We start from the raw sequence: 26,160 nt of genomic DNA on the forward strand, positions 1-26,160 counted from the left end.
CTCCCGGTCGACGCACCCGCCGCGGGCGACCTCCCCTCGCTTTCGGACCTCGTCGGGACTGGGGCCGCCGAGTCCCCCCGCACCCCCGACGACCGCGGCGTCCTCCCCTTCGACGGCGGTGAGACGGCCGCGTTCGATCGCGTGGAGTCGTACATCTGGACGGGCGACCTCCTCCGCGAGTACAAGGAGACGCGAAACGGACTGCTCGGGGCCGACTACTCCTCGAAGCTCTCACCGTGGCTGAACGAGGGCTGTCTCTCGCCGCGGTACGTCAAGGCCGAGGTGGACCGCTACGAGGACCGACGGGTCGAAAACGACTCGACGTACTGGCTCGTCTTCGAACTCCGCTGGCGCGACTTCTTCCAGTTCCAGTTCGCCAAACACGGGAGCGACTTCTTCCGCCGCGGGGGCATCCGCGAGCGGACCGACATCGACTGGCGGGCGGACGAGACGCAGTTCGAGCGCTGGGCGGCGGGCGAGACGGGTATTCCTTTCGTCGACGCGAACATACGGGAGTTGAACGCGACGGGCTACATGTCGAACCGCGGGCGGCAGAACGCGGCGTCGTTCCTCGCCAACGACCTCCGACTGGACTGGCGACGCGGTGCGGCGTACTTCGAGACGCAGCTCGTCGACTACGACCCCGCGTCGAACTACGGCAACTGGGCCTACATCGCGGGCGTCGGCAACGACTCGCGGGACCGCTCGTTCGACGTGCGCTGGCAGGCGAAGCGCTACGACGAGGACGCCGAGTACGTGAAGACGTGGCTCCCCGAACTCGACGCGTTGCCCGCCGAGTACGCCCACGAACCGTGGGAGCTAAGCGACGAAGAACAGGCGACCTACGGGGTCGAGTTGGGCGTGGACTACCCCGAACCGATGGTCGACCTCGACGGGAGTTAGAGCGGCGACGGCGCTCGGAGTGCGGTCCCGACCGCGGTCACATCCCCCACGCGTCGTCGGCCGACCCGCCGAGGCGGGCGGCGGCGAGCGCGAGGACCGTCACGAGCGCGAACCCGATGAACGCGAGTCGCGGAATGGTCAGGATGCCGCCGAGCATGGGATATTGGATGGACGTACACGGGCCGCCGACGGTACAGGTCGCGCCCGGTGCGACCTGCAGGTACGAGTGGTAGCCCGAGAGGGCGAGCCCTCCCAGCGAGAGGGGAAGCACCGTCTTCCAGACGCCGGGTCGGTCCTCGACCGCAGCGACTCCGAGCACCACGACGAGCGGGTACATCAGGATGCGCTGGTACCAACAGAGGTCGCAGGGCGTGAGTCCGAGACCGAGGCTGAAATAGAGGCTCCCGCTCGTCGCGGCGAGGGCGACGAGCGTTCCGGCGGCGAGCGCGGCGCGCGTCGTGTCCGACACGGTCAGACGCTCCCGAGATCGTTTCTCGCCCGGTTCGGCTTCGGGGCCGACTGTTGTCGCTTCGCGTGCGGTTCGCCACGGTCTCGTCGGGTCGGGTCGCGTATCATCGCTCGGTGGACGTAGAGCCACGATAGACGCCGGCGAACCTCAAGCCATCGGCTTCGCAGTCGAGCCGTCGGCGCGGACGGGGGTGGTCGGACGAATCGGGGTACTCAGACGAGCGCAGTCGCTCGGGAGGGTGGATACGCGGAGTGACCCTCGCCCGTCGGGGGACGACCGACGGGCGAATCTTCGTGGGTCGCTCGGTCACGGGATACGCGCCGAACCAGTGCGATTTGATTGCCGCGGCACGGTGCTATCAATGTTGTGTCGCTGACTGTTGTGTCGGTTCGGTAATTCCGCGTGCGCGTGTCTCCGTGCCGCCCGCCTTACGGGCGAAAGACGACGATAGCGACGCCGGCGACGCCCGCCGCCACGAGGAGCGCGCTCCGCCGGGCGACCGGCCCGAGGAGTTCGCGGTCGACGCTCGCCGCGAGAGCCACCTTGACCGCGATGCTCGCGGCGGTTCCGGCGAGGACGCCGACGACGGCGGTCGTCCCGTCGATGTTGCCGCCGCCGTAGAGCGTGACGGCGGTCGTGACGACCGACCCGCTCGACACCAGTCCGCCGAGGAAGCTCGTTACGACGAACCCGGTCGCGCCGAAGTACTCCTGTGCCGCCGCGGAGGCGAGCAACACGAGGAGGAAGAAGACGCCGAACCGGAGGGCGCTTTCGAGGCTGAACGGCGACTCGAACGCGACGTCGAGGTCGACGCCCCACTCGCGGGAGTGAAGCGCGTAGCCCACCCCAACGAGCGCGACGAGTCCGAGGGGAACCCCCACTTGGACCGCGAGCTCCGGGACGAACACGACGACGAGAGAGAGGTTCCGGAGCGCCATCGCCGCGTCGGCCATCAGAATTGCGCCGGCCGCGAGCGGTCGAATCGACGGATTTCGGCTGGTTCGACCGGCTATCTCGCCGATAACGGCCGTCGAGTTCACCAGCCCGCCGAAAAACCCCGTGATGGCGATGCCGCGCTCGCCGTACCGCCGGATGATGACGTAGTTGACGAAGCCGATTGCGCTCACCGCGACGACGAGCAACCAGACGGTTCGGGGACTGACGGCGTCCCACGGCCCGATTCGCCCCTCGGGGAGCAACGGATAGACGACGAACGCGATGATGGCGAACTCGACGGCGCTTCGAGCCTCGTCGGTCGTCAGCCGCCGGGCGAACCCGTGGAGTTCACGCCGCAGGACCAACAGCAGCGACGACGTGAGCGCGACGACGACGCCCTCGATGACGAAGCCGCTCACGACAGCCGCGCCGACCGCGTAGGCGACCAGAAGCGACGTGGACGTGGTGAGCGAGAGGCTCACGCCGAGGTCGTCCAACCGTGCGGCTCTGGCGTCGTCGAGGCGGGCTTCCCCGGAGTCGGAATCTGAATCGACGTCGAAATCCGCGTCGGAGTCGGGTTGCGGGTCGTCGTGGCTGTCGGTGTCCCGGGCGTCCAACTGGTGCTCGACTAACCCACGGCTCCCGAGCAACACCGCCTGCACAACCACCAGTAACCCGCCGACCGCGAGGAGGATGTCGCTCCCGACCGCAACGGCGACACCACCGAGAAGGCTCGTCAGCGTGAACGTCCGCACGCCGGCGCTCTTTTTCGACCGCTCGCGCTCCAAGCCGAGGAACATCCCCAGCGCCGCCGCGACAAACAGGCGGACGACGACGGGGTCAACCTGCGAGACGAACTCTTCGAGCATCATCGAACTCCCGTCCCGGGACGCTCGTGCTCCATGCTATGTGTCTATTTAATTGCTATCGTTAAAAACGTGTAAGCTAACTACTGTGGGCGCGAGTCGAGTCGGTCGGTGACCAAGAGACGCGGAAGTCTCTCGGAGGGTTGTGTTCGACAGAAGTGCTCGGTCAGGGATTTGAACCCTGGTCCTCGGCTCGAAAGGCCAAGATGATTGGCCGGACTACACCAACCGAGCGTCTGCATTCACGAGTGGTCGTTGGACTATTTTAAGCGTTGCGTTCCATCGTGGGTGAGTGAGAGGAACCCTCCCACGGCTTCGACTTATTCGCCCGTGAACTCGGGGTCGCGGTCGCTCGTGAAGGCGGCGATGCCCTCCATCAGGTCCGAGGTGGTAAACAGCAGGCCGAACGCCTGCGCTTCGACTTCCAGCCCCGAATCGGTGTCTTCCCAGCCGTTGTGCATGGCGCGCTTGGTGTAGCGCTGGGCGACCGGCGGGCCCTGTGCGAACCGCTTCGCGTACTCGAAGGCCCGTTCTTCGAAGCCGTCGTTCTCGACGACCTCGTTGATGAAGCCGTAGTCGGCCATCGTCTCGGCGTCGTAGCGGTCGGCGCTGAAGATAATCTCCTTCGCGCGGCCGGTGCCGACGATGCGCTGGAGACGGACCGTGCCGCCCCAGCCGGGGAGGAGCCCGAGGTTGTGCTCCGGCTGGCCGAGTTCGGAGCGCTCCGTGGCGATGCGGAGGTCGGCGCACATGGCGAGTTCCATCCCGCCGCCGAGACAGAAGCCGTCGATGCCGGCGATGACCGGCTTGTCGAATTCCTCGAGCTTTCCGAACGTCTGTTGGCCCTTCCGGGAGATTTCGACGCCCGAGACGGCGTCGCCGCCGCCCGCGGCGATGCTCGTCACGTCGGCCCCGGCGGAGAACGCGCGGTCGCCGGCCCCCGTGAGGAGCACGGCGCGGACCTCGTCGTCCTCGGCGAAGGCGTCGACTGCCTCGGAGAGTTCGTCCATCAGTTCGATGCTGATGGTGTTGAGTCGGTGCGGGCGGTCGAGGGTGATGTGACCGATGCCGTCGCGCACCTCGATGGAGATGTCGTCGAACGCGGGAGCCTCGTCGGATTCCTCCTCGCCGCCGTAGAAGCCCTCGCCGGACTGGGCGAGGTCGCGGAGGTACTGCACGGCCTCGTAGCGCTCCTCACCGGTTTCGTCGTGGAGGTTGTCGAGCGCGCCGACGAGGGTCGCGATGCCGGCGCTGTCGGCCATCTTCGCCGGGCCGTCGGGGAAGCGTCCGCCGAGTTTGACCGCGCGGTCGATGGCGGCCGGGTCGGCCACGTCGTTGCCGACGAGGCCGGCGACCTCGTTCGCCATGACGCCGAGGAGTCGGTTCTTGACCGCTTCGCTCCCTTTGTCGTGGGGAACTTCTGCGCCCTCGCCGTCCTCGTAGTCGTAGAATCCCGTGCCGGTCTTCTGGCCGAGGTCGCCCTCTTCGACCTTTCCGGAGAGGAGCGGGCACGGCTCGTAGGCGTCGCCGAGCACCTCGTGCATGTATTCGAGGACGTGATAGCCCACGTCGATGCCGACGTAGTCGGCGAGTTCGAAGCTCCCCATCGGGAGGCCCATGTCGTACTTCGTCGTGGAGTCCACTTCGGCCATCGTCGCGTCGCCGGCGTGGACGATCCACGCGGCCTCGTTCATCAGCGGGACGAGGATGCGGTTCACGATGAAGCCGGGGCTGTCCTTGCGGACGCGGACGGGCGTCTTGCCCATCTCTTCGGCGAGGTCCTCGACGAGTTCGAGCGTCTCGTCGGCGGTGTGCGCGCCGGAGATGACCTCGACGAGGTCCATGCGGACCGGCGGGTTGAAAAAGTGCATTCCGCAGAAGCGCTCGGGTCGCTCCGTCACTTCGGAGAGTTCGGTGATGGAGAGACTGGAGGTGTTGGTGGCGAACACCGTGTGGTCGGGAGCGTGTTCCTCCAACTCGGTGTACACCTCCTTTTTGATGGACATCTTCTCGGGGACAGCCTCGATGACCACGTCGGCGTCGACGACGGCCTCGCCGAGGTCCACCGCCGTCGAGACGCGGGCGAGCGCGGCGTCGGCGTCGTCCTGCGACAGTCGGCCCTTCTCGGCGAGTTTGTTCAGCGACCACTCGATCTGGTCGTAGCCCTTCTGGACGAACTCGTCTTTGATGTCGCGCAGTACGACGTCGTAGCCGGCGAGAGCCGCGACCTCCGCGATGCCGTGGCCCATGTTGCCCGCTCCGAGAACGGTGATACTGTTGACGTCATCTACGTTCATGGACGAACGTTATAGTGCGCGGCGGTTTCAACGTTTCCCTCGCGTGAAATGTAAACGTAACAGTCGTTTATTCTCTCGATCGGAGAAGCCACCGCAGTCTGTCGATTATTCGACTCACTCTAGCTTTCCACCCGTTCGAAGTTAGTCCACACACCGCCAGAGATACCGGCTGGCGTAGCTTCGATAGGGGGCCCAGCGCTCGGCGCGCTCGCGCATCTCGCCGCGGGAGACGGCGTCGGGTTCGAACCCGAAGACGCGTTCCATGCCGCGTCGAATCCCGAGGTCCTCGACCGGGAACACGTCCTCGCGGGCGAGCACGAAGATGAGGAACATCTTCGCGGTCCAGTCGCCGACGCCGCGAATCTCGGTGAGCGCCGCGACGACCTCGTCGTCGTCCATCTCCCGGAGGGATTCGGCCGACAGGCCGTCTCGGAACGCGTCGGCGACGTTGCGGACGTAGCCGACCTTCTGATTCGAGAGGCCGCAGTCGCGCAGGACGGCCTCGTCGGCGGCCAGTATCCCCTCGGGTGTGACCTCGACGCGGTCGAACAGGCGGTCCCGAATCGTCGCCGCCGCGGTCGTCGAGAGCTGTTGGTTGACAATCGAGACGACCAGTCGCTCGAAGGGGTCGTCGGCGGGGTCGAGCGAGAGCGGGCCGTGTTCCTCAACCACGTCGCCGAGGTGCGGGTCCGCCCGGAGTTCGCGGTAGGCGTCGTCGCTCATCGGCCAGTGGTTGGGTCGTCGAAGAGAAAAGTGCGCGTGTCTCGGGCGCGGTCGTCGGTCGTCGCGCCGATGGCGAGCGCGCCGATGGCCGTGGCGTGGCGGGCCGACTTACTCTTCGAGGAGTTCCTCTTCCTCGTCGTCGCTGTCGTTGCGGTCGGCGTTGGCGCGGCGGCGCACGTCCACGCGGTAGTGTTCGAGGATGTCGCGGCCGAGCAGCAGCGGGTAGTCCATGTGCGAGCGGTCCTCGACGCTGGCGGTCACGGTGTGCTGGGTGCCGCCGATACCGATGACGAGGTCGACCACGGGGCGGGCCTTCCCGCCCTTGAGGCTCCCGGACTTCACGCGCGTCATGCTCTTGATGGGCCCCGCGCCGATTTCGGCGGCGAGGCTCGTGTCGATGCTCGTCCGGGTCGCCCCGGTGTCGGACTTCGCGAGGGTCTGCTGGGAGCCGCTGGTCCCGTTGACGACGACCTCCTCGATGTAGCCGATGATGGGCGCTTCGCCGTCGATGATGGGCGACTCGTTGGGGGCACACGAGGGGACGGAGTCGTCGAGCGTCGCGGACAGTTCCTCGACGCGTGCCTCGTCGACCTCGCCGCCCGCGCGCTCGATTGCGAGCTTCGCGATGTGCGGTGCGGGGCTCTTGCCCGTCGCCTGATAGAGGCCCTTGAAGCCGGCGGTCGGGTTGGCTTCGAGGACGAACCAGCCGTCTTCGCCCTCGACGAGGTCGACGCCGACGTAGTCCATCTCCATCACTTCGGCCGTGTAGAGCGCAGTTTCCCGCGCTTCCTCGGGCATCTCGTCGGTCGCGTTGAGCACGTCGCCGCCGAGGGCGACGTTGGTCCGCCAGTCGCCCTCCGGGGCGTAGCGGTACATCGCACCGATGATTTCGCCGTCGACGATGTAGACGCGCAGGTCGCGGTGGCGGTCGCCGTCACGGTCGATGAGCTTCTGCAGGAACGCCTGTCGGTTGCCGACCTTCGGGTTCACGGGCTCGGTCAGGTCGACCTTCCACGTCCCGCCGCCGTGGGTGCCGATGGCGGACTTGTAGACGCCGACGTCGCCGAAGCGCTCGCGGCCCTTGTTCAGCCGGTCGTTCGAGAGCGCGAGGAGCGCGTCCGGCACCTTGATATTCCAGTTAGCGAGCGTCGCGGCCGTGGCGAACTTGTGGATGGCCGCGAGGACCGCGTCGGGCTCGTTGAGCATCGGTCGGATGCGGTTGAACGTCGTCGCCAGCCCGAGCAGTTCCGCGGGTTCCTCGGTGTTCGAGAGGAGTAGCCGATTCGCGATGATGTCCACCTCAGGCTCGACCGTCACCTCGCCGTCTTCGATGCTGACCGCCGCGTTCTCCCGACGGAGCCACACCGGCTCGTGACCGAGGTCTTCGACCGCGTTGAGGATTGCCTTCGTCTCCTTGCTGTTGTGCAGAGAAAGCACGCCGACACGCACGGCGTCGTCTGTGGTGGACATACTCAGTTGATACCCTCCCGGTTTCAAAGACATGACGGTCGAGAGCCGGCCGCCCGCGGTTCGCAGCCGCGAGGTCGGCGTCGGGCGGTCCGTCGCGACCGTTTATAACCCCGGCCCTCCCATCGCATCACATGGCCGACAACGAGGCCTTCACCTACAACGGCGGGAAGGTCGAGCCGGGCGAGACACAGGACATCCGGTACGGCATCTCCGAGACGTATCTCGGCGACCCGGTTCGTATCCCCGTCACCATCATCAACGGGGAGCGGTCGGGGCCGACCGTGTTCCTCTCCGCCGCCGCCCACGGCGACGAACTGAACGGTATCGAGGTCGTCCGCGAGGTGGCCTACGAGTGGGACCTCTCGGACCTCGCGGGCACGCTCGTCTGTATGCCGGTGATGAACGTCCCCGCGTTCCTCGCCCAACAGCGGTACCTCCCCATCTACGACCGCGACCTGAACCGGTCGTTCCCGGGCTCCGAGACCTCCACGGGAGCAAAGCGGATGGCCCACCGCATCTACCAGAACTTCATCGCTCCCTGCGACCTCGGCATCGACTTCCACACCTCCACGCGGGGGCGAACTAACATGCTCCACGTCCGGGCGGACATGTCCGACCCCCCGGTTGCGCGCCTCGCCAACGCCTTCGGCTCGCACGTCATCATCGACAGTTCGGGGTCCAGCGGAATGCTCCGAACCGAGTCGTCGGCGAGCGGGACGCCGGCCATCACCGTCGAGATGGGCGAGGCCCACCGCTTCCAGCGCGAACTCATCGACGAGGCGCTCGCGGGCGTCGAGAGCGTCTTCGCCGAGTACGGCCTCCGAGAGACCTCGACGGTCAACTGGCCGGGCTGGCGGACCGTCATCTCGGACGAAAACGAGAAGACGTGGCTCCGCGCCGACGCGGGCGGCATCGTCGACATGCACCACGACCGCGGCGCGCTCGTCCACGAGGGCGACCGCATCTGCACGATTACGAACCCGTTCAAGGACGACAACGTCACCGTCGTCGCCCCCTTTACGGGCCTGCTCGTCGGCGTCCTCGAGAATCCGGTCGTCTACCCCGGGAACCCGCTTTGCCACCTCGTCGAACTGAAGGACAAGGTGCGGCGCGTCGTCGAGCGCGAGCAGTCCGGCACCCCCGAGCCGACGCGCTGAGACCGGCCGCCCCGCCCCGAGATATTCGGGGTCCGGCGACTTTTGCCAACCCTCACGAAACTCCATACACGTAAGTTCTATACCCTCCCCTTCCCGACACTCACAAGAGCATGAGTCAGTCTTACAATCGGGGCCTCATCGAGGACTTCAGCAGATGGCGGGAGTTCTCGGCCGGCATGTGGGCCTGGATATTCCACAAGTTCACCGGCTGGGTGCTTGTGGGTTATCTCTTTACCCACATCGCCGTGTTGTCGACGGCCCTCTCGGGCGCGGCGGCGTACACGAACACGATTCAGGCGCTGGAGAGTCTCTTGGTCGTGCGTATTCTGGAAGTCGGGCTGCTCGCGGTGGCGGTGTTTCACATCCTCAACGGACTGCGGCTGCTGTTCGTCGACCTGGGCGTCGGGCTGGAAGCGCAGGACAAGAGCTTCTACGCGTCGCTCATCCTGACGGGTGTCATCGTCGTTGCGAGCGTTCCCACGTTCCTCTCGGGGGTGAGCATCTAATGGCAGAACGATACACGTCCTTCGAGCCCGGCGGCCGGCGGTGGCTCTGGCAGCGGCTGACCGCCGCCTTCCTCGTCGTGGTGCTGGCGTTCCACTTCTTCCTGCTCCACTTCGTCAACCACGCCGACGAAGTGACGTTCGCCCTCTCGCAGGCGCGCATGGAGCAGTTGACGTACTTCTCGCTGATGATCCTGTTCCTCGTCACCGCGACGTTCCACGGGGTCAACGGCGTCTACAACGCCCTCGTCAACCAGGGCCTCTCTGGCACCCGGAAGACGGCGGTTAAGGCGATTCTCGGTCTCGCGAGCGTCCTGCTCATCGTGCAGGGCGTCCGCACGGCCCTCGCGTGGGCCGGAGGTGTTCCCATCTAATGAGCACGCAAGTTCCCGAATCAGTCGAAGAGGAATCGGCCACGGAGACGGCGTCTGCCGGCAAGCAGAAGCGCGACGCGAAAAAGCGCGAGCGCGCCGAGCGAGTCCAAGAGCAGCGCGAGGCCGAGGCGGCCGAGAAGGCGCGCTCCGCGGACGACACCTTCCACCTCAAGGTCTTCCGCTACGACCCCGAGGTGCCGGAGAAACAGGAGCCCCGCTTCGACGACTTCCACGTCCCGTACAAGCAAGGGATGACGGTCCTCGACGCGCTCATGTGGGCGCGGGACCACTACGACTCTTCTCTCACCTTCCGGCACTCCTGCCGGCAGGCCATCTGCGGATCCGACGCGCTGTTCGTCAACGGGTCGCAGCGACTCGGCTGTAAGACCCAGCTTTCGGACCTCTCGGAGCCGGTTCGGATCGAACCGCTCCCGCACGCCGACGTGGTCAAGGACCTCGTCGTCGACATGGAGCACTTCTACGACCAGATGGAGTCGGTCGAGCCGTACTTCCAGACGAACTCGCTTCCGGACGGCGAACTCGACGAGCAGCGCCAGACGCGCGAGAACCGCGAGAAGGTCAAGATGTCCACCCGCTGCATCTGGTGTAGCGCGTGTATGTCCTCGTGTAACATCGCCGCCGGCGACAACGAGTATCTCGGTCCCGCGGCCATCAACAAGGCCTACCGCTTCGCCATGGACGAACGCGAGGGCGAGGACATGAAGCAGCGCCGCCTCGAAATCCTCGAACAAGAACACGGCGTCTGGCGCTGTCAGACCCAGTTCTCCTGTACCGAGGTGTGCCCGAAGGACATCCCCCTCACGGAGCACATCCAGGAACTCAAGCGCGAGGCGATTAAGAACAACCTGAAGTTCTGGTGAACTTCCCGGTGAAACCGTGAAGTTCGACCAACCCTACGACACACCCAAACACACCATGTACGAACACGACGTTATCGTAGTCGGCGCGGGCGGGGCGGGCCTGCGCGCGGCGATTGCGGCACACGAGGAAGGGGCCGACGTGGCCATCGTGTCGAAGCTCCACCCGGTCCGAAGTCACACGGGCGCGGCGGAGGGCGGCATCAACGCCGCGCTCCGCGAAGGCGACTCGTGGGAGGACCACGCCTACGACACGATGAAGGGCTCGGACTATCTGGCCGACGCGCCGGCGGCCGAGACCCTCTGTAAGGACAGCCCGAAAGAGACCATCAAGCTCGAACACTGGGGGATGGCGTTCTCCCGTGACGACGACGGCCGCGTCAGCCAGCGGCCGTTCGGCGGGCTCTCGTTCCCGCGGACCACCTACGCGGGCGCGGAGACGGGCCACCAGCTGCTCCACACGATGTACGAGCAGCTCGTCAAGCGCGGCATCAAGGTCTACGACGAGTGGCACGTGACCCGACTGGCCGTCTCCGACGAGGAGAAGCCGGAGGACCGGAACTGCCACGGCATCGTCGCCTACGACGTTCAGACCGGACAGGTCGAGGGCTTCCGCGCCCGCAACGGCGTCATCCTCGCCACCGGCGGCCTCGGGCAGGTCTACGACCACACGACCAACGCGGTCGCCAACACCGGCGACGGCGTCGCGATGGCCTACCGCGCCGGCGCGCCGATGGAGGACATGGAGTTCATCCAGTTCCACCCGACGACGCTCCCCTCGACGGGCGTTCTCATCACCGAGGGCGTCCGCGGCGAGGGCGGCATCCTCTACAACGAGAACGGCGAGCGCTTCATGTTCGAGTACGGCTACGCGAACAACCTCGGCGAACTCGCCTCGCGCGACGTGGTCTCCCGAGCCGAACTCACGGAGGTCAACGAGGGCCGCGGCATCGAAGACGAGTACGTCCACCTCGACATGCGCCACCTCGGCGAAGAGCGCATCATCGACCGCCTCGAGAACATCATCCACCTCTCGGAGGACTTCGAGGGCGTCAACCCCCTCGACGCGCCGATGCCGGTCAAGCCCGGCCAGCACTACGCGATGGGCGGCATCGAGACCGACGAGAACGGCGAGACCTGTATCTCCGGTCTCTACGCGGCAGGCGAGTGCGCCTGCGCCTCCGTCCACGGCGGCAACCGCCTCGGCGGCAACGCGCTCCCCGAACTCATCGTCTTCGGCAAGCGCGCCGGCCACCACGCCGCGGGCAAGGACATGGAGGAGGCCAAAATCACGACCGGCAAAGAAGGCGAGTACGAACTCGGCGAGGTCGACTCGCCGGTCGAACTCGGCGAAGCGGGTATCGGTGAGGACGCCGTCGCCGACGGCGGGACGGCGGCGGACGCGGGTGCGACCGTCTCCGGAGCGGACCTCGTCCAGCGCGCCGTCGAAGACGAGCGCGAGACCATCGACACCCTCTTGGAGCGAGAAGACGGCATCCAGCAGGCCGAGATTCGCGAACGCGTCCAGAAGTCGATGACGCGCAACGTGAACGTCTTCCGCGAGGAGTCGGCCCTCAAGGACGCGCTCCGCGACATCCGCGAGGCGCGCGAACTCTACCAGGACGTGTTCGTGGCCGACAAGTCGCGGACGTTCAACACGGACCTGCTCCAGACGCTGGAGACGCGCAACATCCTCGACATCGCCGAGGCCATCACGCTCGGCGCGCTCGCGCGCAACGAGTTCCGCGGTGCCCACTGGCGCAAGGAGTACCAGGAGCGCCGCGACGAGGAGTGGCTCAAGCACACGCTGCTCTCGTGGAACGACGGCCGCCCGGAACTCTGGTACAAGCCGGTCATCCTCGAAGGCGAGGACAAGACGTACGAGCCGAAGGTCCGGAGCTACTGAGCCGACCGCGACTCAAGCGAGTCGCAGACGCCCTTTCTTTCGACGTCGACTCCCGAGCGGTGCCCCGACGCGCCACAGCGCGCCGAACCGCGCGACCGCGACCGGAGCCCACCAACGGCTATTTGCCCGCTCGACCCCTACGCCCGCCCGGAAGGGTGGCTCAGTGGTAGAGCACACCGGCGCGGGCCCTCGCGGTCGGTCCGGTGGTTTTCAATGGCTTCGCGTGGTTCGACTCCCGCCCCTTCCGTCTCGGAACCGCGCGCCGCCGGGCCTCGCCACCCGACGGCCCGCGACCCGTTCCCTTCGACGACAGTCGAAGTCGGCGGCGTCGAACACCGACAATTATCCGATGTACGTTCGTGACGAATACAACGATTCTCTCGAATTCGGGACGTTCGCGGCCTCACCCCCGACCTCGGTTCTTCGACGATTGTTGTAAGAGAGTTTTATTATCGTCGAAGCAAACAGGATGACAACGACCATGCAACAGACGGTTCCGACCATCGAAGTCCCCGGCGAACTCGAATCGCCCTCGGCCAAGCTCGTGTACCTCTATCTCACCACGCACGACGGCGCGTCCATCACCGACCTGCAAAACGGGCTGGAGATGAAGAAGATCGCCCTCTACAGCATCCTCAGTACGCTGTCGAAGCGCGGCTTCGTCCGACAGGACGCCGAACGCTACCACGTCGCTCAGTGACGGCTCGGCGAGTCAGTGATTTCTCGGTGACCGCGCCGCCCGTACCTGTGCGCCGTCGCGGACCATATCCTCGCAGTTCGGGCAGACACGCGGATTCTCCATGCCATCTGGAGTGAAGACTCGGGCGTATGCGGGCGTCACGAACGAACCACAGTTCTGACATTCCGGCATGGTATCTAGTATCCTCCATGAATATCACATAAGTTTTCTCCCTAGACGAGTGCGAGAAGGAGGCCGACGAGGAGGAGCGCGAAGATGAGAAGCGTCACGGCGAACATGAATTGATCGGTCCCGTTCATACCGAACACGACGTTCCGGATAAAGATAAAATCCCGTCTCGACGCCGCGTCCCCGCCGCGTTCGACGGGGTTCTCTGATTTTCGACCGCGATAACGAGGGGGGTAGAACTAAATTCATCGCCCCCGTCGGTCCCGTAACGGTCCTCCAATGGAGTTCGTGTACGCGTTATCTGGGTTGTTCGCCGGGCTCTTTCTCGGAGCGGTGGCTGTCGTCACTGCGCTCACGTACACCCCCTACGGCGCGTCGCTGTTCGACACCGCGATAACGGCGCTGACTGGTGTCACGCTCCAACTGGGAAACCTTCTGTTCATCTCGGCGCTCACCGCCCTCGCGTTCGAGGGGCTCGCGATGAGCGGCATCCGGTATCCGGTCGTCGTCCCCGCGGCGTTCGCGTACGTGCTCACTCACGTCACGGTTTACTACTCGTGCATCCGCATCACCGACCTCCAGTCGGAGCCGCTCGACCCCGACGTTATCATCAAGCATAATCCGTTTCGGGCGCTCGTCCTCGGCGTGCCGGGGTCGCTTCTCCTCATTCGGGTCCGGCCGCCCGCGAGGCGGAACTGAAACCGTATCGACGAACCGCGGGCGCGGCTCCGGCTCGCTGCGACTGAACGCGGGGCCCGCGTGGGCGCAAAAAACGGTCGAACCGGCGAAGGAAGCCAGGAGTGGGATTTGAACCCACGAAGTCTCGATTACAAGTCGAGTGCATGAACCGCCCATGCTCTCCTGGCGCGTCCGTCGATTACCGGTCCTCCTTTGAGTGTGTATCGTTTCGCATCGATTTCTCCAGTTCGACGCGGTGCGGTCGGTAGCCGTGCCGCCGATAAAACCGACGGGCGGCGTCGTTGTCCGCCAGCACGTCCAGCGCGACGGTATCAGCGCCGGCGTCTCCGAGCGCGGTCTCCGCCGCCGCCAGCAGTCGCGCGCCGACCCCGGCGTCTCGGTACGCCGGGCGGACGAACAGGTTCCGAATCATCCCGCGGGTCGCGTCCTGCTCGTACGCCTCCGCCTCGATGTCGAACATGACGAAGCCGACGATATCGCCCGTCTCCGCGCCCTCCGCTTCGTCTCCGTCGTTCCTCTCGGTCCCGTCGGTCCCCTCCTCGCGGGCGACGAGCACGCCGTCGGCGGCGACGTGTCGCGCCAGCGCCTCCCGTATCGGCGTCCGGTTAGCGTCGGCGCGGAGGTGCGACCCGAACGACCGCTGGTCCGCGGCGAGTTCGACCCACAGGTCGGCGAGGTCGTCGAGGTCGGAAAACGCCGCCGAACTGACGCGCATGGGCCCTGTCGGGGCTCTATCCGCTTTTAAGTGTCGGCGATTCGGGCCGAAATCGGGGAATCGCGGCCCTGCGGGGTGCCGAGCGGGGTCAGTAAAGACGACCGATGAAGAAAGATTTATCTATGTTTATCGTCCGCACATATCATGAGGATAGTTATCAATGGGTATTGCCGAAACCTACTCCCGTGGCAGGCAGTTCGCCATCGAGCGTCCGTTCGCGCTCGTCTTGGCGGTCATCGTAGTCGTACTATTCGGTGACTTGCTTCGCGGGTTAGCAACAGGGCAGACGCAGTTTGCCGACATTGGCACGCTGGTCTGGGATGGTCTGATGCGGGGGCTCGTAATCGGCCTCGCGGGCATCGGGTTGTCGATGACGTACAGCATTCTAAACTTCGCTAATTTCTCGCACGGCGACTACATCACAGCCGGGGCCTTCTCGGGGTGGGCAACGACGTACCTCATCGCCGGACTGGGACGCGCCGACATCGGCGCGCTCCTGCTCGTCGGGGCCGGGGGGTCGGTCTACGGCGGGACGCTCGGCATCGGGATGCTCTCGACGCCGCTCGCGGTCGTCGCCGGCATCCTCGTCTCCGGCGCGTTCGCTATCGCGCTGTCGCTCGCGGTCGACCGCACCATCTTCAAACCGATTCGGAACGAGGACGGTATCACCCTCCTCATCACGAGTATCGGCGTCGCGTTCGCGCTGCGCTACCTGATGCAGTTCGTCTTCGGCTCTGACGTGCGCGGCACGACCGCCCAGCCGCCGTCGGTGTCGCTGTACTTCATCGATGGCACGGTCTTCATCAACGCCCACGACATCACGCTTCTCGTGGTCGCCTCGGCCTTGATGCTCGGCGTCCACGTCCTCTTACAGCGGACGAAACTCGGGAAGGCGATGCGCGCGATGGCCGACAACAAGGACCTCGCGCTCATCACCGGTATCTCGACCGAGCGCGTCGTCCGCGCGACGTGGATTATCGGCGGCGGGCTGACCGGCGTCGCGGGGTACATGTTCATCCTCTGGAAAGGGACGCTCGGGTTCAACGACGGGTGGCTCCTCTTGCTTCTCATCTTCGCCGCGGTCATCCTCGGCGGCATCGGCTCCATCTACGGGGCCATCGCCGGCGGCCTCGTCATCGGACTGACGGCGTCGATGTCGGTCCTGTGGATTCCCTCGGCGTTCTCGCGGGCCGCGGCCTTCGTCGTCATGATCGTCATCCTCCTCGTGAAACCGTCCGGGCTGTTCAGCGGGAGGGCGACCGCATGAGCGTCCGCGACGACTTCACCGCCCGCATCCCGGGCGGCGACGCGGGCCTCATCGTACTGGTCCTCCTCGGGACGTACCTCGCGTACGTCCTCGCGGGGGTCGTTCTCGGATACACGCTCCGCGGTCAACTCAACTCCATCGCGACGCTGACGTTCTACATCGGCGTCTTCGCCATGCTGTCGCTCGCGCTCAACCTCCATTGGGGGTACACCGGGCTGTTCAACATCGGCATCGTCGGCTTCATGGCCGTCGGCGTCTACGTCACGGCAATCGTGACGAAGCCGACGTACGTCGCCGGCGGCGCGGCGCAGGTCGGCGGCCTCGGCCTGCCGCTTTGGGTGGGTATCCTCGCCGGCATGACCGCGGCCGCGCTGTTGGGACTCGTGGTCGCGCTTCCGGCGCTTCGGTTGCGGGCCGACTACCTCGCAATCGTCACCATCGCGATGTCGGAAATCGTCCGGTTCAGCTTCCTCTCCGGGGAACTCCAGCAGTTCCAGCTGTTCGGTAACCGCGTCGGATTCGGCGGCGGGTCGGGTCTCATCCTCGACTTCGCCCCGCCGCTGGAGGCGCTGCTTCGTGGCGTCGGCCTCTGGAACGGATACCTCGGCTTCGTCGATGCCTTCCAAGTCCTCGTGCCGAGGAACCCCAAGCCGGTCGTCGACGGTCTCGTCTACGGGCTGTTGCTCCTCGGGTTCGTCGCGGGCTTCTACTGGCTGCTCAAGCGCACCGGCGAATCGCCGTTCGGTCGCGTGCTGAAGGCCATCCGCGAGGACGAGGACGTCGCGAACGCCCTCGGCAAGAACACCGACCGGTTCAAAATCAAGTCGTTCATGCTCGGCTGTGCGCTCATGGGGCTCGCCGGCATCCTCTGGCTCGTTCCACAGGGCGCGGTGACGCCGAACTTCTTCCGGCCGCGCGTGACGTTCTTCATTTGGATCGCGCTCATCATCGGCGGGGCCGGTTCGAACACGGGGAGCGTCCTCGGTGGGGCCGTCTTCGCGGCGGTGCTCTACCAGGGACCGCGGTACTTCCAGAACCTCGTGTCGGCGGTGTTCCCCAACCTCGACTCGCCGTCCGGCTTCGGGCAGGCAATCTCGCCGCTCATCTCGCAGTTCGACCCCGTGCCGTTCCTCCTGTACACGGTCGACAGCATCCGGCAGCTCCAACTGGTCGTGATGGGGCTCGTGCTCATCTGGCTGATGCACAACCGGCCGGAGGGGATGCTCGGCTACCGCAAGGAGACCGCGTCCGTCATCCCGCTGTCGCGGCCGAAGTCGATGGCCGTCGACGGCGGCGACGACGACTCGGTCCGCACCGACGGCGGCGACGACGACTCGGTCCGCACCGACGGCGGCGACGACGACTCGGTCCGCACCNACGACTCGGTCCGCACCGACGGCGGCGACGACGACTCGGTCCGCACCGACGGCGGCGACGACGACTCGGTCCGCACCGACGGCGGCGTCGACGCCGCGGCTCAGGGAGGTGAGACCGATGAGTGACGCCGCGGACCAACCGGTCGAAGACGTGGCGAACAAGGTCGACGAAGGGGCGCTCGGCGCGTTCGCCTCCGGCGTCGACACGTCGGTCGACTACCCGCTCCAAGTCGAAGGTCTGGAGAAGTCCTTCGGCGGCATCACCGCCGTCGACGGGGCGACCTTCGAGGTCGAAGCCGGGTCGCTCACGGGTCTCATCGGCCCGAACGGGGCCGGCAAGTCCACGACGTTCAACCTCATCACGGGCATGCTCAAGCCCGACGCCGGCACGGTCACGTTCAACGGCGAGGATANTCGGCCCGAACGGGGCCGGCAAGTCCACGACGTTCAACCTCATCACGGGCATGCTCAAGCCCGACGCCGGCACGGTCACGTTCAACGGCGAGGATATCACCGGCGAGGAGCCGCACGAAATCGCCAACCGCGGGATGGTTCGGACGTTCCAAATCGCCCGCGAGCTGAGCGAGATGACCGTCCTCGAGAACATGATGCTCGCGCCGAAACACCAGCGCGGCGAGACGCTGTGGCGCTCCGTCATGCCGGGCGTCCGCGACGACGTCCGCGAACAGGAAGAGGAACTCCTCGAACGCGTCTGGGAGGTGCTCGACTTCTTCGACATCGCCCACATCGCAGAGGAGTACGCGGGCAATCTCTCCGGCGGGCAGCGCAAACTCCTCGAGATGGCGCGGGCCCTCCTGACCGACCCCGACATGCTGCTCTTGGACGAGCCGTTCGCCGGGGTCAACCCCACGCTCGAGAAGAAACTGCTCGAACACGTACACGAACTCCGCGAGCAGGGCTACACGTTCCTGCTCGTCGAACACGACATGGACCTCATCATGAACAACTGTGAACACGTCATCGTCCTCCACCAGGGCTCGGTGCTCACGGAGGGGACGCCGGACGAGATTCGGAGCAACGAAGAGGTCATCGAGGCCTACCTCGGGGGTAACGTATGAGCGTCGACGCCAACACCGACGCGACGAGCGGCGCGGGCGTCGAAGGGCGCGACGACGTACTCCTGCGCGTCCGCGACCTCGACGCCGGCTACGGCGACCTCCAGATTCTCACCGACGTCGACATGGACGTGTTCGACGGCGAGTACGTCACCATCGTCGGCCCGAACGGGGCCGGCAAGTCCACGACGNTCCAGATTCTCACCGACGTCGACATGGACGTGTTCGACGGCGAGTACGTCACCATCGTCGGCCCGAACGGGGCCGGCAAGTCCACGACGATGAAGTCCGTCTTCGGCCTGACCGCCCACATGGGTGGGACCGTCCGGTTCAAAGACGAGGACATCACCGGGCGTCGACCCGAGGACATCATCCACGTCGGCATCGGTTACGTCCCGCAGAACGACAACATCTTCCCGACGCTGACGGTCGAAGAGAACCTCGAGATGGGCGCGTACATCCTCGACGAGGTGCCGCAGGACGCCATGGAGGCGGTCTACGAGCGGTTCCCCATCCTCAGAGAGCGGAAAGACCAGAAGGCGGGCACGATGTCCGGCGGGCAACAGCAGATGCTCGCGATGGGTCGCGCGCTCATGCTCGACCCCGACTTGCTGCTTCTCGACGAACCCTCGGCGGGGCTCGCGCCCGACCTCGTCGAGGAGATGTTCGACAAAATCGACGAGATTAACGAGGCCGGCACGGCCGTCCTGATGGTCGAACAGAACGCGAAGGAAGCGCTCCGACGCTGCGACCGCGGTTACGTCTTAGCCAACGGACAGAACCGCTACATGGACACCGGCACGGCGCTCCTCGAAGACGAACAAGTCCGCCAGGACTTCCTCGGCGGGTAGTCCGTCTCGGCGGTCCACGCTCTTTTTCGGCAATCAACTGCAGACGTACTCGAATGACTCGACCGAGAGGTCGCCATCTCCACCGCCGCCTCCGTCGCCGTCGCCTCCGCCGCGACCATTGAGGGTCACCGTCACGTTCGTGTTCCAGCAGTAGCACGCCGCGTAGTCGACCGTTTCGGACCCCGCGGCCGTCTCGATAGTGAGTTCGTACACGTCACCGATGGGAACCTCGAAGCCGACGGTCGATTCGCCGGGCGGGGCAGTCCGGTTCGTCTCCGAGACGTCCGCGCCACCAGAGCCGGTCTCGCCGCCGGCGTCGTCACTAGCGGTGTCCGCGTCGGCGGGTCGAACGAGCGTCAGCGTCAGGTCGCGCTCCGCCTCGCCCTCGTTTTCGACGTGAACCGAGGCCGTCTTGGGCCAGCCAGACCCGACCCGAAGCGAGCCGTCTGCCGCGACGAGCACCGCGAGCGTCGGCCAGCCCCAGTTCTCCGGGATGTCCCACTCGTGGGTCGCGGTGCGGCCGTCTTCGGCCTCCACGACCACCTCGTAGGTCCCGTGGGACGCCACGAGCGCCGGCGTCGAAATCTCGCGGTCGGTCGCCGCGTCGAAGGCGCGTTCGAAAACGCGGCTCCCGTCGTGGTCGATGGCGACGGTGAGCCGAGCGTCGGCGTCGCTCCGATTCCGAATCGTCGCGCCCGGCGGTGCGAAGATGTCTTTCGCACCCGTGACGGTGTACGGGAGATCGGCAGCGTCGAGAGCCGGCCGCACGCGTTGTCGCGGTTCGAGGTCCGCGTCGGACGTGACGACGAGTTCGAGATGGCGCGCCTCGTCGGTGACCGTCCACTCGTAGTCGAGCGTCGCGCCCGCTTCGAGTTCCGCGACGACGCGGACAGTTCTCTCACCGGCGAGGTCGTTCTCGACGCTCCGCCCGCGGCCGGGCCCCGCTCCGATGTCGAGCGACCCGACGAAACGCGTCTCGTCGCCGTCGGTCACACGGACCGACAGCGTGTGCGACTTGTCGTCCTCGTTGACGACCGAGAGGCCGATGCTGGAGTCCGATTCCGACGTGTTCGTCTCGGTCGTCGTCTCGGTCGGCGGGTCGGTCGTCGCCATCGTCGTCTGTGGGTTCACGGGGGTCTCGACCGGTTCGTCCAAGTCGCTGAGACAGCCGGCGGCGAGCCCGAGGGCCGAACCGGCGACCGTCGAGAGGAGGGCGCGGCGCTTCATCGACTCACATCTGTCAGCGGCCGTATGAGTGTCTTGTGTCGGGGAGTCGTGTGCGGCAGTCGAGCGCAACCGCTCGCGTCGGCGGCGACGAAAGAAAAGTCGGGTCTGTCGAGTCGGTCTCAGTTGTCCGGGCCGGAGAGCGCCGTCTCGATGACGGAGGAGTACGACGACTCGCCGATGTTGAACGCGACCTGGTTGTACACTTCGCCGTCGAACGAGTCGCTGAACACGTTCGAGAAGCGCTCCGAGAGCTGCTGGCCGTAGTCGTTGTTGACGTACAGCGTCGAGACCGAACTGACTTCGAGGCGCTCGGCCATGACCTGCGCCATGACGCGGCCCTGCAGGAAGTCGGACGGTGCAGTTCGGAAGATGAAGTCGTTGTCTTCGAGGTTCGAGACGGACAGCGCCGTCGAGGACGGCGAGCACCCGACGATTTCGTTCGGGATGAACGCCTGCTGCGAGACGGGGACGTTCACGCCGGACGACGCGGACCCACAGACGGACGGAACACCCGCGGAGACGAGCGACTGCGCGGCGGAGACACCGGCGTCCGGGGACGTCTGGGTGTCTTCGATTTGGGCGTTGACGGAGAGCCCGGCCGGGTTGGCGTCGTTGACCTGCATGACAGGAATCTGTGCGGCCTGAATCATCGGCGCACCGACGGCAGCGAGGTCGCCGGTTTCGGGCAGCAGGATGCCGACCGACATCTCGCGGTCGGAACCGCCCGGACCGCTGTCCGCGGACGGGCCGTTCCCGTCGGGGTTCTCGCCGGCGAACGACTGCGTCTCGACGCTCGACGTGGCGTTGTTCTCGGCGTCGAACTCCCAGATGGCGTACGCGGCTTCCGCCGGGTCGCCGTTCTCGTCGAAGTTGACGGACGAGGACGCGCCCTGGTAGTCGATGTCTTCACCGTTCGCAGCGGCCTCGATGCCCTCGACGAGGTTGTCCGGTCCGACGGTCATTCCATCGGGGTTCGCCATCCGGCGCATCTGGTCTTTGATGGCCGGGCCGGAGTTCTCCCCGGCGGCGGCGTTCGAGAGCAGTTGAATCGCGACCGAGTCGTAGGTCTGCGACGTGAAGACCCCCGGGGCCGCGCCGTACTCGTCTTCGAACAGTTGGTTGAACGTGTCTTGGTTCGGACCGCCCGCGGCGGGTGCCGTCCCGGTCACGTTCGCCATGTCGTTGCCGACCTGTCCGGGCATCGACCCGGAGCGCATTCCGTCGGGCACGAGTATCTCCTCGCTCCCGTCGGACGCGCTGTAGTAGTCACGGAACAGTTGAATACCACTTTCGGGGTAGCCGATGACGACGAGCCCCTCGGGACCGCCGCCACCGCCGCCGCCACCGATGCATCCGGATAAGCCAGTCAAGCCTGCCGCGCCCGCGGCTCCCACTCCCTTGAGGAAGTCGCGGCGTACGATATCACGTACCATGTGAAAGGCAATGGCAACTCCCGCTTATAAAATTTACTCCCTGCGTTTGAAAAGCCACGATAATTGCGACCGACGGCGGTGCGAGAATCGGCTGTGTGAGAACGTCAGACATCGTGCTTTATATACTCACACGCCGAAGCCGGAGAACCGCTGCGTTCAAACCCGTTCGCGGGCGTCTTTGGGACAATGACTATCCCGTCGTTCGTCATCGGTATCGCGGGGGGGAGCGGTGCCGGCAAGACTACCGTGGCCCGACTCATCACGGAGAACGTCGGCGAGTCCGTGACGCGGATTCCGATTGACAACTACTACAAAGACCAGAGCCACCTCGAGATGACCGAACGCGAGCAGGTGAACTACGACCACCCCTCGGCGTTCGAGTGGGACCTCCTGTACGAACAGCTCTCGGAGCTGCTGGAGGGGAGAGCGGTCGAGATGCCGCAGTACGACTTCGAGATACACAACCGGAAGCCCGAGCGGAACACCGTCGAACCGACCGACGTCATCATCCTCGAGGGGATTCTCGCGCTCTACGACGAGGACGTAAACGAGATGCTCGACCTCCGGCTCTACGTCGAGACCGACGCCGACGTTCGCATCCTCCGGCGCATCCAGCGCGACGCCATCGACCGCGGACGCGACCTTCAGGGCGTCATCGACCAGTACCTCTCGACGGTCAAGCCGATGCACGAGCAGTTCATCGAGCCGACGAAGAAGCACGCGGACCTCATCATTCCCGAGGGGGCCAACAGCGTCGCCGTCACGCTGCTCGAAGAGAAAGTCCAAGCGGAAGTCGAAGGCGACGAGACGCGCACCTGGGAGCGCGACGCTATCGAACGGAAAGTCCAAGAGCGGACCTCGTCCCGCGGCCCCGACAACTAACGCGGCGTCGCGGGTCGAAAACCGGGGCCTCGAAGATTACGCTTTCTTGCCAGTGACGAACTGCGCTGCGCCCTCGTAGAACCAGAAGTCGTTTTCGCGCATCGCCTTGCCGACTGCCTTGTGCAGTTCGACGAAGTCGCCGAACTCCTCGCCTTCGACGTGCTCGAAGATGTCCGCGAGCGAGACGACGCGCTCGTAGTCGAGTCGGATGGGGTGGTCGCCGAACTCCTCGACGAACTCCGCTTTGTTCAGCGGGAAATCCTCGTCTTCGTCGATCTTCTTCGCGATGACCGCCTGGCCGTACTTGCGTCCGCCTTCGCTCCCCTCTTCGCCGTCCGGGTCGTGTGGCCAATCCATACCCGAGTGTTGGCAGGCCGATTCAAAGCCGTTACGCATTTGTGGGAATCTGTCATGCGGAACGCCGCGGTCGAGCTCTGCCCTTCGTGTCGTTTGCTACCGATGAACAAGAAATATACGCGTGGCACGCCATCGTTCTTGGAGTCATGCGAGCGACCGAGCGGCCGACGTTCGAATCCGAGGCCAGCAAGCTGATTTACGAGTACGTCGAGCGGCACGGCACCGCGAAACGGAACGTCCTCCTCGACGTCGCGCCCGTCTCGTCCGACGAGTTCAGAACCGAACTGGAGCGACTGAAATCCCGCGGCTATCTCCAAGAAGACGGCGGCACCCTTCAGTTGGCGCTCGACGTGGGCGCTATCGAGGAACACCAGACTGACGCGGGAATCGTCACCATCCGGCCCGCCCGTCAGCGCGACTTCGAGGGTCTGGTCGACGCCATTCGCGACGTGACGTCCGAAGAGACGTACGTCGTCGCCGAGGCAATCGCCGAACAGCTCCTCTACGACGAGACGGTCACGCGCCACAACCGGGTGGAGTCTCGGGTGTTCTTCGTCGCCACCATCGGCGAGGAGGTCGTCGGCTGGACGCACCTCGACCTCCCGCAGGTGTCGCGCATCCGCGAGACCGCCCAGCAGACCGTCGGCGTCAAGGGAGAGTACCGTGGTTCAGGCATCGGCAGCCTCCTGCTTCGCCGCGGGCTCGACTGGGCCGAAGCCAACGGCTTCCGGAAAGTGTACAACAGCGTTCCGATGACGAACGACCGCGCGCTGGAGTTCCTCGGCGACCACGACTGGGAGACCGAGGCGATTCGCAGGGACCACTACACTATCGGCGACGAGCACGTCGACGAAGTGATGATGGCGTACCGGTTCTGAGCGGGGCGGCGGCAGTGGGTCGGTTTTTGCGGGGTTGTCGGTCGATTCTCTGAGAATGCGGTGGGACTGGGATTTGAACAACGTCGAGACGGTCCCTCGCTCCGCTCGGGCTGCGACTCGTCTCGCTCAAATCCCAGTCCGTCTCCGCGTCACGCGTTCACCGGAGACGCGCAGCTAAACCTGCGCGTCTCGGTTCTCTGAGAATGCGGTGGGACTGGGATTTGAACCCCACTCGCTCCGCTCACACCGTTCGCGTCGCTCCCTGCTTCAAATCCCAGTTGACCGACTCGACGCTCACGCCGGCGAGCACACGCGACGCGGTGCTCGCCGAGTTGTTCGCGTCAGAATGCGGTGGGACTGGGATTTGAACCCAGGATTCCGTGAGGAAACCTGCTTTCAAGGCAGGCGCGTTAGGCCACTCCGCCATCCCACCTTCGCACGACAGTTTTGAGTCGGATACCTAAGTGTTGTCGCTTCGCTCAGTCGCGGACGAGCTCCAACACGCCGTCCGTCGATTCGACCCGAAGCCCCTTTTCGAAGACGAACGTCGTCGTGTGCTCGGGGACGACCCGCTCCGACTCGACCCGCGAGCGGAGCATCGGCACGACCGTGGCGAGGTCCGCGCCCGTTTCGAGGACGGGAAGCATCGGGACGTAGTCGAGGCCGTGGCCCGCGTCGTCGGCGCGCTCGGCGAGCGTTTCGACTTCCGGCTCCGCGTAGGCGTCGGTGAAATCGATGGGGTCGAGGAAGCCCGAGAAGTAGACGCGCCCTTCCGTCGAGGGGCCGAGGACGACGGGCGTGCTCCGGAGCTTCATCGCCGCGCTGTCGATGTGGGTGCGCCCGAGAAGCGGCGCGACCGGGCGGACGATAGCGGCCGAGTGGACCTCCTCCTCGTTGAGGAGATGCGAGACGGTGTTGCCCGCACGGGCGGAGAACGACGAGCCGACCTGCGGTTCGAACCGCACGCCATCGGTGCCGCCGAGGGCGTCGGCGACGACGCTCCGAATCTCGGCTTCCGAGTCGTGGTCCCCGGCGAACTCGTCCGGGAGGTCGTCCTCGGTACGGTAGTTGACGAGGAGGTCGCCGCCGGAGCGCTCGACGGCGATACAGGCGTCTTTGAGCATCGCGGCGTAGAGCTCCGCGGCTTCGGCTTCGGTGAGCGGACTCGTCTCCGCGAGTGCCGAAAGCACCAGCCCCGGCCGCGGCGGTTCGGCGAGTACGGCGATGACCGTCATACCCTCCCCTCGCGCCGGGGAACCCTTGAACCCGCCGCTTGTGGCCCGTCGAATCGGGGGGCCGCGGGGACGGAACGCTCCGCGCGCCGCCCCGTTTCAGCGACTCTGTCGTCCCTTCGTCTGTCGGTAGTCCCGGCCGAACACGGACTCGCGGACGTGTTCGACGAACGCCTCGGCGTCGGCGTCGGTCAATCGCTCCGGCTCCTTCATCGGGACGAGTTCGAAGCCGCGGCCGCGAATGGTCGTCGCGTGCTCCGCGTCGACGTCGAAGCTGTCGGCCGCGCGCGTGGTGTAGTCGAACGCGAGCGCCTCCAGCGCGGCCTGCCCGACGGGGACGATGATGTGCGGGTTTATCATCCGAATCTCCGCGTTCAGGTAGGGCTCGCAGGTCGCGACCTCGTCGTCGGTCGGCCCCCGTTCTGGGTGGCGACAGCGCGTGAGGTACGTGAAAAAGACGTTCTGCACGTCCGGCTCGTCGGCGTCCGGTTCGGACCGGACGAACCCGAGGTCGCCGAGGATGCGCTGGACGCGCGCTCCGGCCTCGTCGCCGGTGAAGGGGACGCCCGTCCGCTCCGCGGCCGCGGTCGGGGCCTCGCCGACGAACAGGAACTCCGCGCCCACGTCGCCGTAGCCGTGGACGACCTGCTCGCGCGTCTCGCAGAGCGCCGAGCAGTTCGTGCAGTCGGTGTCCATCGAGAAGGGGTTCCGGAACTGGCGTTGGTGTGCGTCCACACCCTCGAATTCGGCTCCGGGACCAAAACCCGCCCGGTCCGTGCAGATAGCCGGGCCGTCCCATCCCGCTCCGTCGCTGGCG

25 protein-coding genes, 4 tRNA genes and 1 pseudogene are annotated in these 26,160 nt (G+C 65.9%); 15 read left to right on the forward strand and 15 right to left on the reverse strand.

Annotation, left to right across the window (positions count from 1 at the left end):
• Positions 1–903, forward strand: a 903-nt coding sequence (locus C457_RS11765; protein WP_008094894.1) for a DASH family cryptochrome, incomplete at its 5' end; no start/stop codon positions are given.
• A gap of 37 nt (positions 904–940) precedes the next feature.
• On the opposite strand, the gene C457_RS11770 is transcribed toward C457_RS11765, so the two are convergent.
• The 6 genes from C457_RS11770 to C457_RS11795 all read right to left on the reverse strand — a co-directional run bounded on the left by C457_RS11770 (position 941) and on the right by C457_RS11795 (position 7,664).
• Positions 941–1,372: a disulfide bond formation protein B gene (locus C457_RS11770; protein WP_008094895.1), complete on the reverse strand. Its 432-nt coding sequence runs from the start codon at positions 1,370–1,372 to the stop codon at positions 941–943.
• Positions 1,373–1,800: 428 nt separating this feature from the next.
• Positions 1,801–3,177 (reverse strand): MgtC/SapB family protein, encoded by a 1,377-nt coding sequence (locus C457_RS11775; RefSeq protein WP_049913601.1) that lies wholly within the window; start codon positions 3,175–3,177, stop codon positions 1,801–1,803.
• A gap of 156 nt (positions 3,178–3,333) precedes the next feature.
• Positions 3,334–3,408 (reverse strand) — tRNA-Glu (locus tag C457_RS11780).
• Between the two features lie 86 nt (positions 3,409–3,494).
• Positions 3,495–5,471, reverse strand: a complete 1,977-nt coding sequence (locus C457_RS11785; protein WP_008094898.1) for a 3-hydroxyacyl-CoA dehydrogenase/enoyl-CoA hydratase family protein — start codon at positions 5,469–5,471, stop codon at positions 3,495–3,497.
• 141 nt (positions 5,472–5,612) lie between these two features.
• A complete protein-coding gene (locus tag C457_RS11790) occupies positions 5,613–6,194 on the reverse strand; it encodes a DNA-3-methyladenine glycosylase family protein (RefSeq protein ID WP_008094899.1) in 582 nt (193 codons plus the stop codon).
• Positions 6,195–6,302: 108 nt separating this feature from the next.
• A complete protein-coding gene (locus tag C457_RS11795) occupies positions 6,303–7,664 on the reverse strand; it encodes a putative ATP-dependent zinc protease (protein ID WP_008094901.1) in 1,362 nt (453 codons plus the stop codon).
• Between the two features lie 131 nt (positions 7,665–7,795).
• Here C457_RS11795 and C457_RS11800 point away from each other — a divergent pair, with 131 nt between their 5' ends.
• The 7 genes from C457_RS11800 (at position 7,796) to C457_RS11825 (ending at position 13,182) form a co-directional block, all read left to right on the forward strand.
• Positions 7,796–8,821 carry a succinylglutamate desuccinylase/aspartoacylase family protein gene (locus tag C457_RS11800; protein ID WP_008094903.1) on the forward strand — a complete coding sequence of 342 codons (1,026 nt, stop codon included), beginning with the start codon at positions 7,796–7,798 and terminating at the stop codon, positions 8,819–8,821.
• A gap of 110 nt (positions 8,822–8,931) precedes the next feature.
• Complete coding sequence (gene sdhC / locus C457_RS11805; RefSeq protein WP_004974453.1) at positions 8,932–9,327, forward strand: succinate dehydrogenase, cytochrome b556 subunit; 396 nt, start codon at positions 8,932–8,934, stop codon at positions 9,325–9,327.
• Positions 9,327–9,698, forward strand: a complete 372-nt coding sequence (locus tag C457_RS11810) for a succinate dehydrogenase hydrophobic membrane anchor subunit (RefSeq protein WP_008094908.1) — start codon at positions 9,327–9,329, stop codon at positions 9,696–9,698. Before sdhC ends, C457_RS11810 begins: the two co-directional genes overlap by 1 nt.
• Complete coding sequence (locus C457_RS11815) at positions 9,698–10,579, forward strand: succinate dehydrogenase/fumarate reductase iron-sulfur subunit (protein ID WP_008094909.1); 882 nt, start codon at positions 9,698–9,700, stop codon at positions 10,577–10,579. Before C457_RS11810 ends, C457_RS11815 begins: the two co-directional genes overlap by 1 nt.
• Positions 10,580–10,634: 55 nt before the next feature.
• Positions 10,635–12,482, forward strand: coding sequence for an FAD-binding protein (locus C457_RS11820; protein WP_008094911.1), 1,848 nt, complete (start codon positions 10,635–10,637; stop codon positions 12,480–12,482).
• Positions 12,483–12,631: 149 nt separating this feature from the next.
• Positions 12,632–12,729 (forward strand) — tRNA-Ala (locus C457_RS20090).
• A gap of 234 nt (positions 12,730–12,963) precedes the next feature.
• On the forward strand, positions 12,964–13,182 hold the full coding sequence (locus tag C457_RS11825; RefSeq protein WP_008094913.1) for a helix-turn-helix domain-containing protein: 219 nt from the start codon (positions 12,964–12,966) through the stop codon (positions 13,180–13,182).
• A gap of 12 nt (positions 13,183–13,194) precedes the next feature.
• Here the strand turns inward: C457_RS11825 and C457_RS21245 are convergent, their stop codons facing one another.
• Entirely contained in the window at positions 13,195–13,353 is a 159-nt protein-coding gene (locus C457_RS21245) for a DUF7563 family protein (protein ID WP_013035319.1), read from the reverse strand.
• A gap of 276 nt (positions 13,354–13,629) precedes the next feature.
• On the opposite strand from C457_RS21245, the gene C457_RS11830 reads away from it, so the two are divergent.
• The gene (locus C457_RS11830; protein WP_004974462.1) at positions 13,630–14,049 is read left to right on the forward strand and encodes a hypothetical protein; all 420 of its coding nucleotides are present in this window, start codon (positions 13,630–13,632) and stop codon (positions 14,047–14,049) included.
• Between the two features lie 93 nt (positions 14,050–14,142).
• On the opposite strand, the gene C457_RS11835 is transcribed toward C457_RS11830, so the two are convergent.
• A tRNA-Thr gene (locus tag C457_RS11835) sits at positions 14,143–14,216 on the reverse strand.
• A gap of 11 nt (positions 14,217–14,227) precedes the next feature.
• On the reverse strand, positions 14,228–14,764 hold the full coding sequence (locus C457_RS11840; RefSeq protein ID WP_008094916.1) for a GNAT family N-acetyltransferase: 537 nt from the start codon (positions 14,762–14,764) through the stop codon (positions 14,228–14,230).
• A gap of 328 nt (positions 14,765–15,092) precedes the next feature.
• Between C457_RS11840 and C457_RS11845 the strand changes: the two genes are divergently transcribed.
• The 4 genes and pseudogenes from C457_RS11845 to C457_RS11860 all read left to right on the forward strand — a co-directional run bounded on the left by C457_RS11845 (position 15,093) and on the right by C457_RS11860 (position 19,334).
• Complete coding sequence (locus C457_RS11845) at positions 15,093–16,031, forward strand: branched-chain amino acid ABC transporter permease (protein WP_008094919.1); 939 nt, start codon at positions 15,093–15,095, stop codon at positions 16,029–16,031.
• Entirely contained in the window at positions 16,028–17,533 is a 1,506-nt protein-coding gene (locus C457_RS11850) for a branched-chain amino acid ABC transporter permease (protein ID WP_008094920.1), read from the forward strand. The genes C457_RS11845 and C457_RS11850 overlap by 4 nt, the downstream gene beginning before the upstream one ends.
• Positions 17,526–18,486, forward strand: a pseudogene (locus C457_RS11855) (ABC transporter ATP-binding protein). Before C457_RS11850 ends, C457_RS11855 begins: the two are co-directional and overlap by 8 nt.
• Positions 18,483–19,334 carry an ABC transporter ATP-binding protein gene (locus tag C457_RS11860; protein WP_008094921.1) on the forward strand — a complete coding sequence of 284 codons (852 nt, stop codon included), beginning with the start codon at positions 18,483–18,485 and terminating at the stop codon, positions 19,332–19,334. The pseudogene C457_RS11855 and the gene C457_RS11860 overlap by 4 nt, the downstream one beginning before the upstream one ends.
• A 33-nt stretch (positions 19,335–19,367) precedes the next feature.
• Here C457_RS11860 and C457_RS11865 read toward each other — a convergent pair whose 3' ends face one another.
• Together C457_RS11865 and C457_RS11870 are read right to left on the reverse strand one after the other, a co-directional pair.
• Complete coding sequence (locus C457_RS11865; RefSeq protein WP_008094922.1) at positions 19,368–20,561, reverse strand: hypothetical protein; 1,194 nt, start codon at positions 20,559–20,561, stop codon at positions 19,368–19,370.
• 119 nt (positions 20,562–20,680) lie between these two features.
• A complete protein-coding gene (locus tag C457_RS11870) occupies positions 20,681–21,994 on the reverse strand; it encodes an ABC transporter substrate-binding protein (protein ID WP_049913567.1) in 1,314 nt (437 codons plus the stop codon).
• A 186-nt stretch (positions 21,995–22,180) separates the two neighbouring features.
• Between C457_RS11870 and udk the strand changes: the two genes are divergently transcribed.
• Entirely contained in the window at positions 22,181–22,876 is a 696-nt protein-coding gene (gene udk / locus C457_RS11875; RefSeq protein ID WP_008094926.1) for a uridine kinase, read from the forward strand.
• A gap of 36 nt (positions 22,877–22,912) precedes the next feature.
• Here udk and C457_RS11880 read toward each other — a convergent pair whose 3' ends face one another.
• A complete protein-coding gene (locus C457_RS11880) occupies positions 22,913–23,233 on the reverse strand; it encodes a DUF5785 family protein (protein WP_008094928.1) in 321 nt (106 codons plus the stop codon).
• A gap of 146 nt (positions 23,234–23,379) precedes the next feature.
• Between C457_RS11880 and C457_RS11885 the strand changes: the two genes are divergently transcribed.
• Positions 23,380–24,111: a GNAT family N-acetyltransferase gene (locus C457_RS11885; RefSeq protein WP_008094930.1), complete on the forward strand. Its 732-nt coding sequence runs from the start codon at positions 23,380–23,382 to the stop codon at positions 24,109–24,111.
• A 349-nt stretch (positions 24,112–24,460) separates the two neighbouring features.
• Here C457_RS11885 and C457_RS11890 read toward each other — a convergent pair.
• From C457_RS11890 to C457_RS11900, 3 genes are all read right to left on the reverse strand, one after another.
• Positions 24,461–24,544: transfer RNA gene (locus C457_RS11890), tRNA-Ser, on the reverse strand.
• Positions 24,545–24,590: 46 nt separating this feature from the next.
• On the reverse strand, positions 24,591–25,346 hold the full coding sequence (locus tag C457_RS11895; protein WP_008094931.1) for a hypothetical protein: 756 nt from the start codon (positions 25,344–25,346) through the stop codon (positions 24,591–24,593).
• Between the two features lie 96 nt (positions 25,347–25,442).
• A complete protein-coding gene (locus C457_RS11900) occupies positions 25,443–26,078 on the reverse strand; it encodes a uracil-DNA glycosylase (RefSeq protein WP_008094933.1) in 636 nt (211 codons plus the stop codon).
• Positions 26,079–26,160: the final 82 nt, after the last annotated feature.

The organism is Haloferax prahovense DSM 18310 (assembly GCF_000336815.1).
In the GTDB taxonomy this organism is placed as follows: Archaea; Halobacteriota; Halobacteria; order Halobacteriales; family Haloferacaceae; genus Haloferax; species Haloferax prahovense.

Excerpts from the sequence above, each read along its gene's own strand:
- C457_RS11775 (WP_049913601.1), bottom strand. The coding sequence starts at position 3,177 with ATGCTCGAAGAGTTCGTCTCGCAGGTTGACCCCGTCGTCGTCCGCCTG.
- C457_RS11785 (WP_008094898.1), bottom strand. The coding sequence starts at position 5,471 with ATGAACGTAGATGACGTCAACAGTATCACCGTTCTCGGAGCGGGCAAC.
- C457_RS11790 (WP_008094899.1), bottom strand. The coding sequence starts at position 6,194 with ATGAGCGACGACGCCTACCGCGAACTCCGGGCGGACCCGCACCTCGGC.
- C457_RS11795 (WP_008094901.1), bottom strand. The coding sequence starts at position 7,664 with ATGTCCACCACAGACGACGCCGTGCGTGTCGGCGTGCTTTCTCTGCAC.
- C457_RS11800 (WP_008094903.1), top strand. The coding sequence starts at position 7,796 with ATGGCCGACAACGAGGCCTTCACCTACAACGGCGGGAAGGTCGAGCCG.
- sdhC (WP_004974453.1), top strand. The coding sequence starts at position 8,932 with ATGAGTCAGTCTTACAATCGGGGCCTCATCGAGGACTTCAGCAGATGG.
- C457_RS11810 (WP_008094908.1), top strand. The coding sequence starts at position 9,327 with ATGGCAGAACGATACACGTCCTTCGAGCCCGGCGGCCGGCGGTGGCTC.
- C457_RS11815 (WP_008094909.1), top strand. The coding sequence starts at position 9,698 with ATGAGCACGCAAGTTCCCGAATCAGTCGAAGAGGAATCGGCCACGGAG.
- C457_RS11820 (WP_008094911.1), top strand. The coding sequence starts at position 10,635 with ATGTACGAACACGACGTTATCGTAGTCGGCGCGGGCGGGGCGGGCCTG.
- C457_RS11825 (WP_008094913.1), top strand. The coding sequence starts at position 12,964 with ATGCAACAGACGGTTCCGACCATCGAAGTCCCCGGCGAACTCGAATCG.
- C457_RS21245 (WP_013035319.1), bottom strand. The coding sequence starts at position 13,353 with ATGCCGGAATGTCAGAACTGTGGTTCGTTCGTGACGCCCGCATACGCC.
- C457_RS11830 (WP_004974462.1), top strand. The coding sequence starts at position 13,630 with ATGGAGTTCGTGTACGCGTTATCTGGGTTGTTCGCCGGGCTCTTTCTC.
- C457_RS11840 (WP_008094916.1), bottom strand. The coding sequence starts at position 14,764 with ATGCGCGTCAGTTCGGCGGCGTTTTCCGACCTCGACGACCTCGCCGAC.
- C457_RS11845 (WP_008094919.1), top strand. The coding sequence starts at position 15,093 with ATGCGGGGGCTCGTAATCGGCCTCGCGGGCATCGGGTTGTCGATGACG.
- C457_RS11865 (WP_008094922.1), bottom strand. The coding sequence starts at position 20,561 with ATGAAGCGCCGCGCCCTCCTCTCGACGGTCGCCGGTTCGGCCCTCGGG.
- C457_RS11870 (WP_049913567.1), bottom strand. The coding sequence starts at position 21,994 with ATGGTACGTGATATCGTACGCCGCGACTTCCTCAAGGGAGTGGGAGCC.
- udk (WP_008094926.1), top strand. The coding sequence starts at position 22,181 with ATGACTATCCCGTCGTTCGTCATCGGTATCGCGGGGGGGAGCGGTGCC.
- C457_RS11880 (WP_008094928.1), bottom strand. The coding sequence starts at position 23,233 with ATGGATTGGCCACACGACCCGGACGGCGAAGAGGGGAGCGAAGGCGGA.
- C457_RS11885 (WP_008094930.1), top strand. The coding sequence starts at position 23,380 with ATGCGAGCGACCGAGCGGCCGACGTTCGAATCCGAGGCCAGCAAGCTG.
- C457_RS11895 (WP_008094931.1), bottom strand. The coding sequence starts at position 25,346 with ATGACGGTCATCGCCGTACTCGCCGAACCGCCGCGGCCGGGGCTGGTG.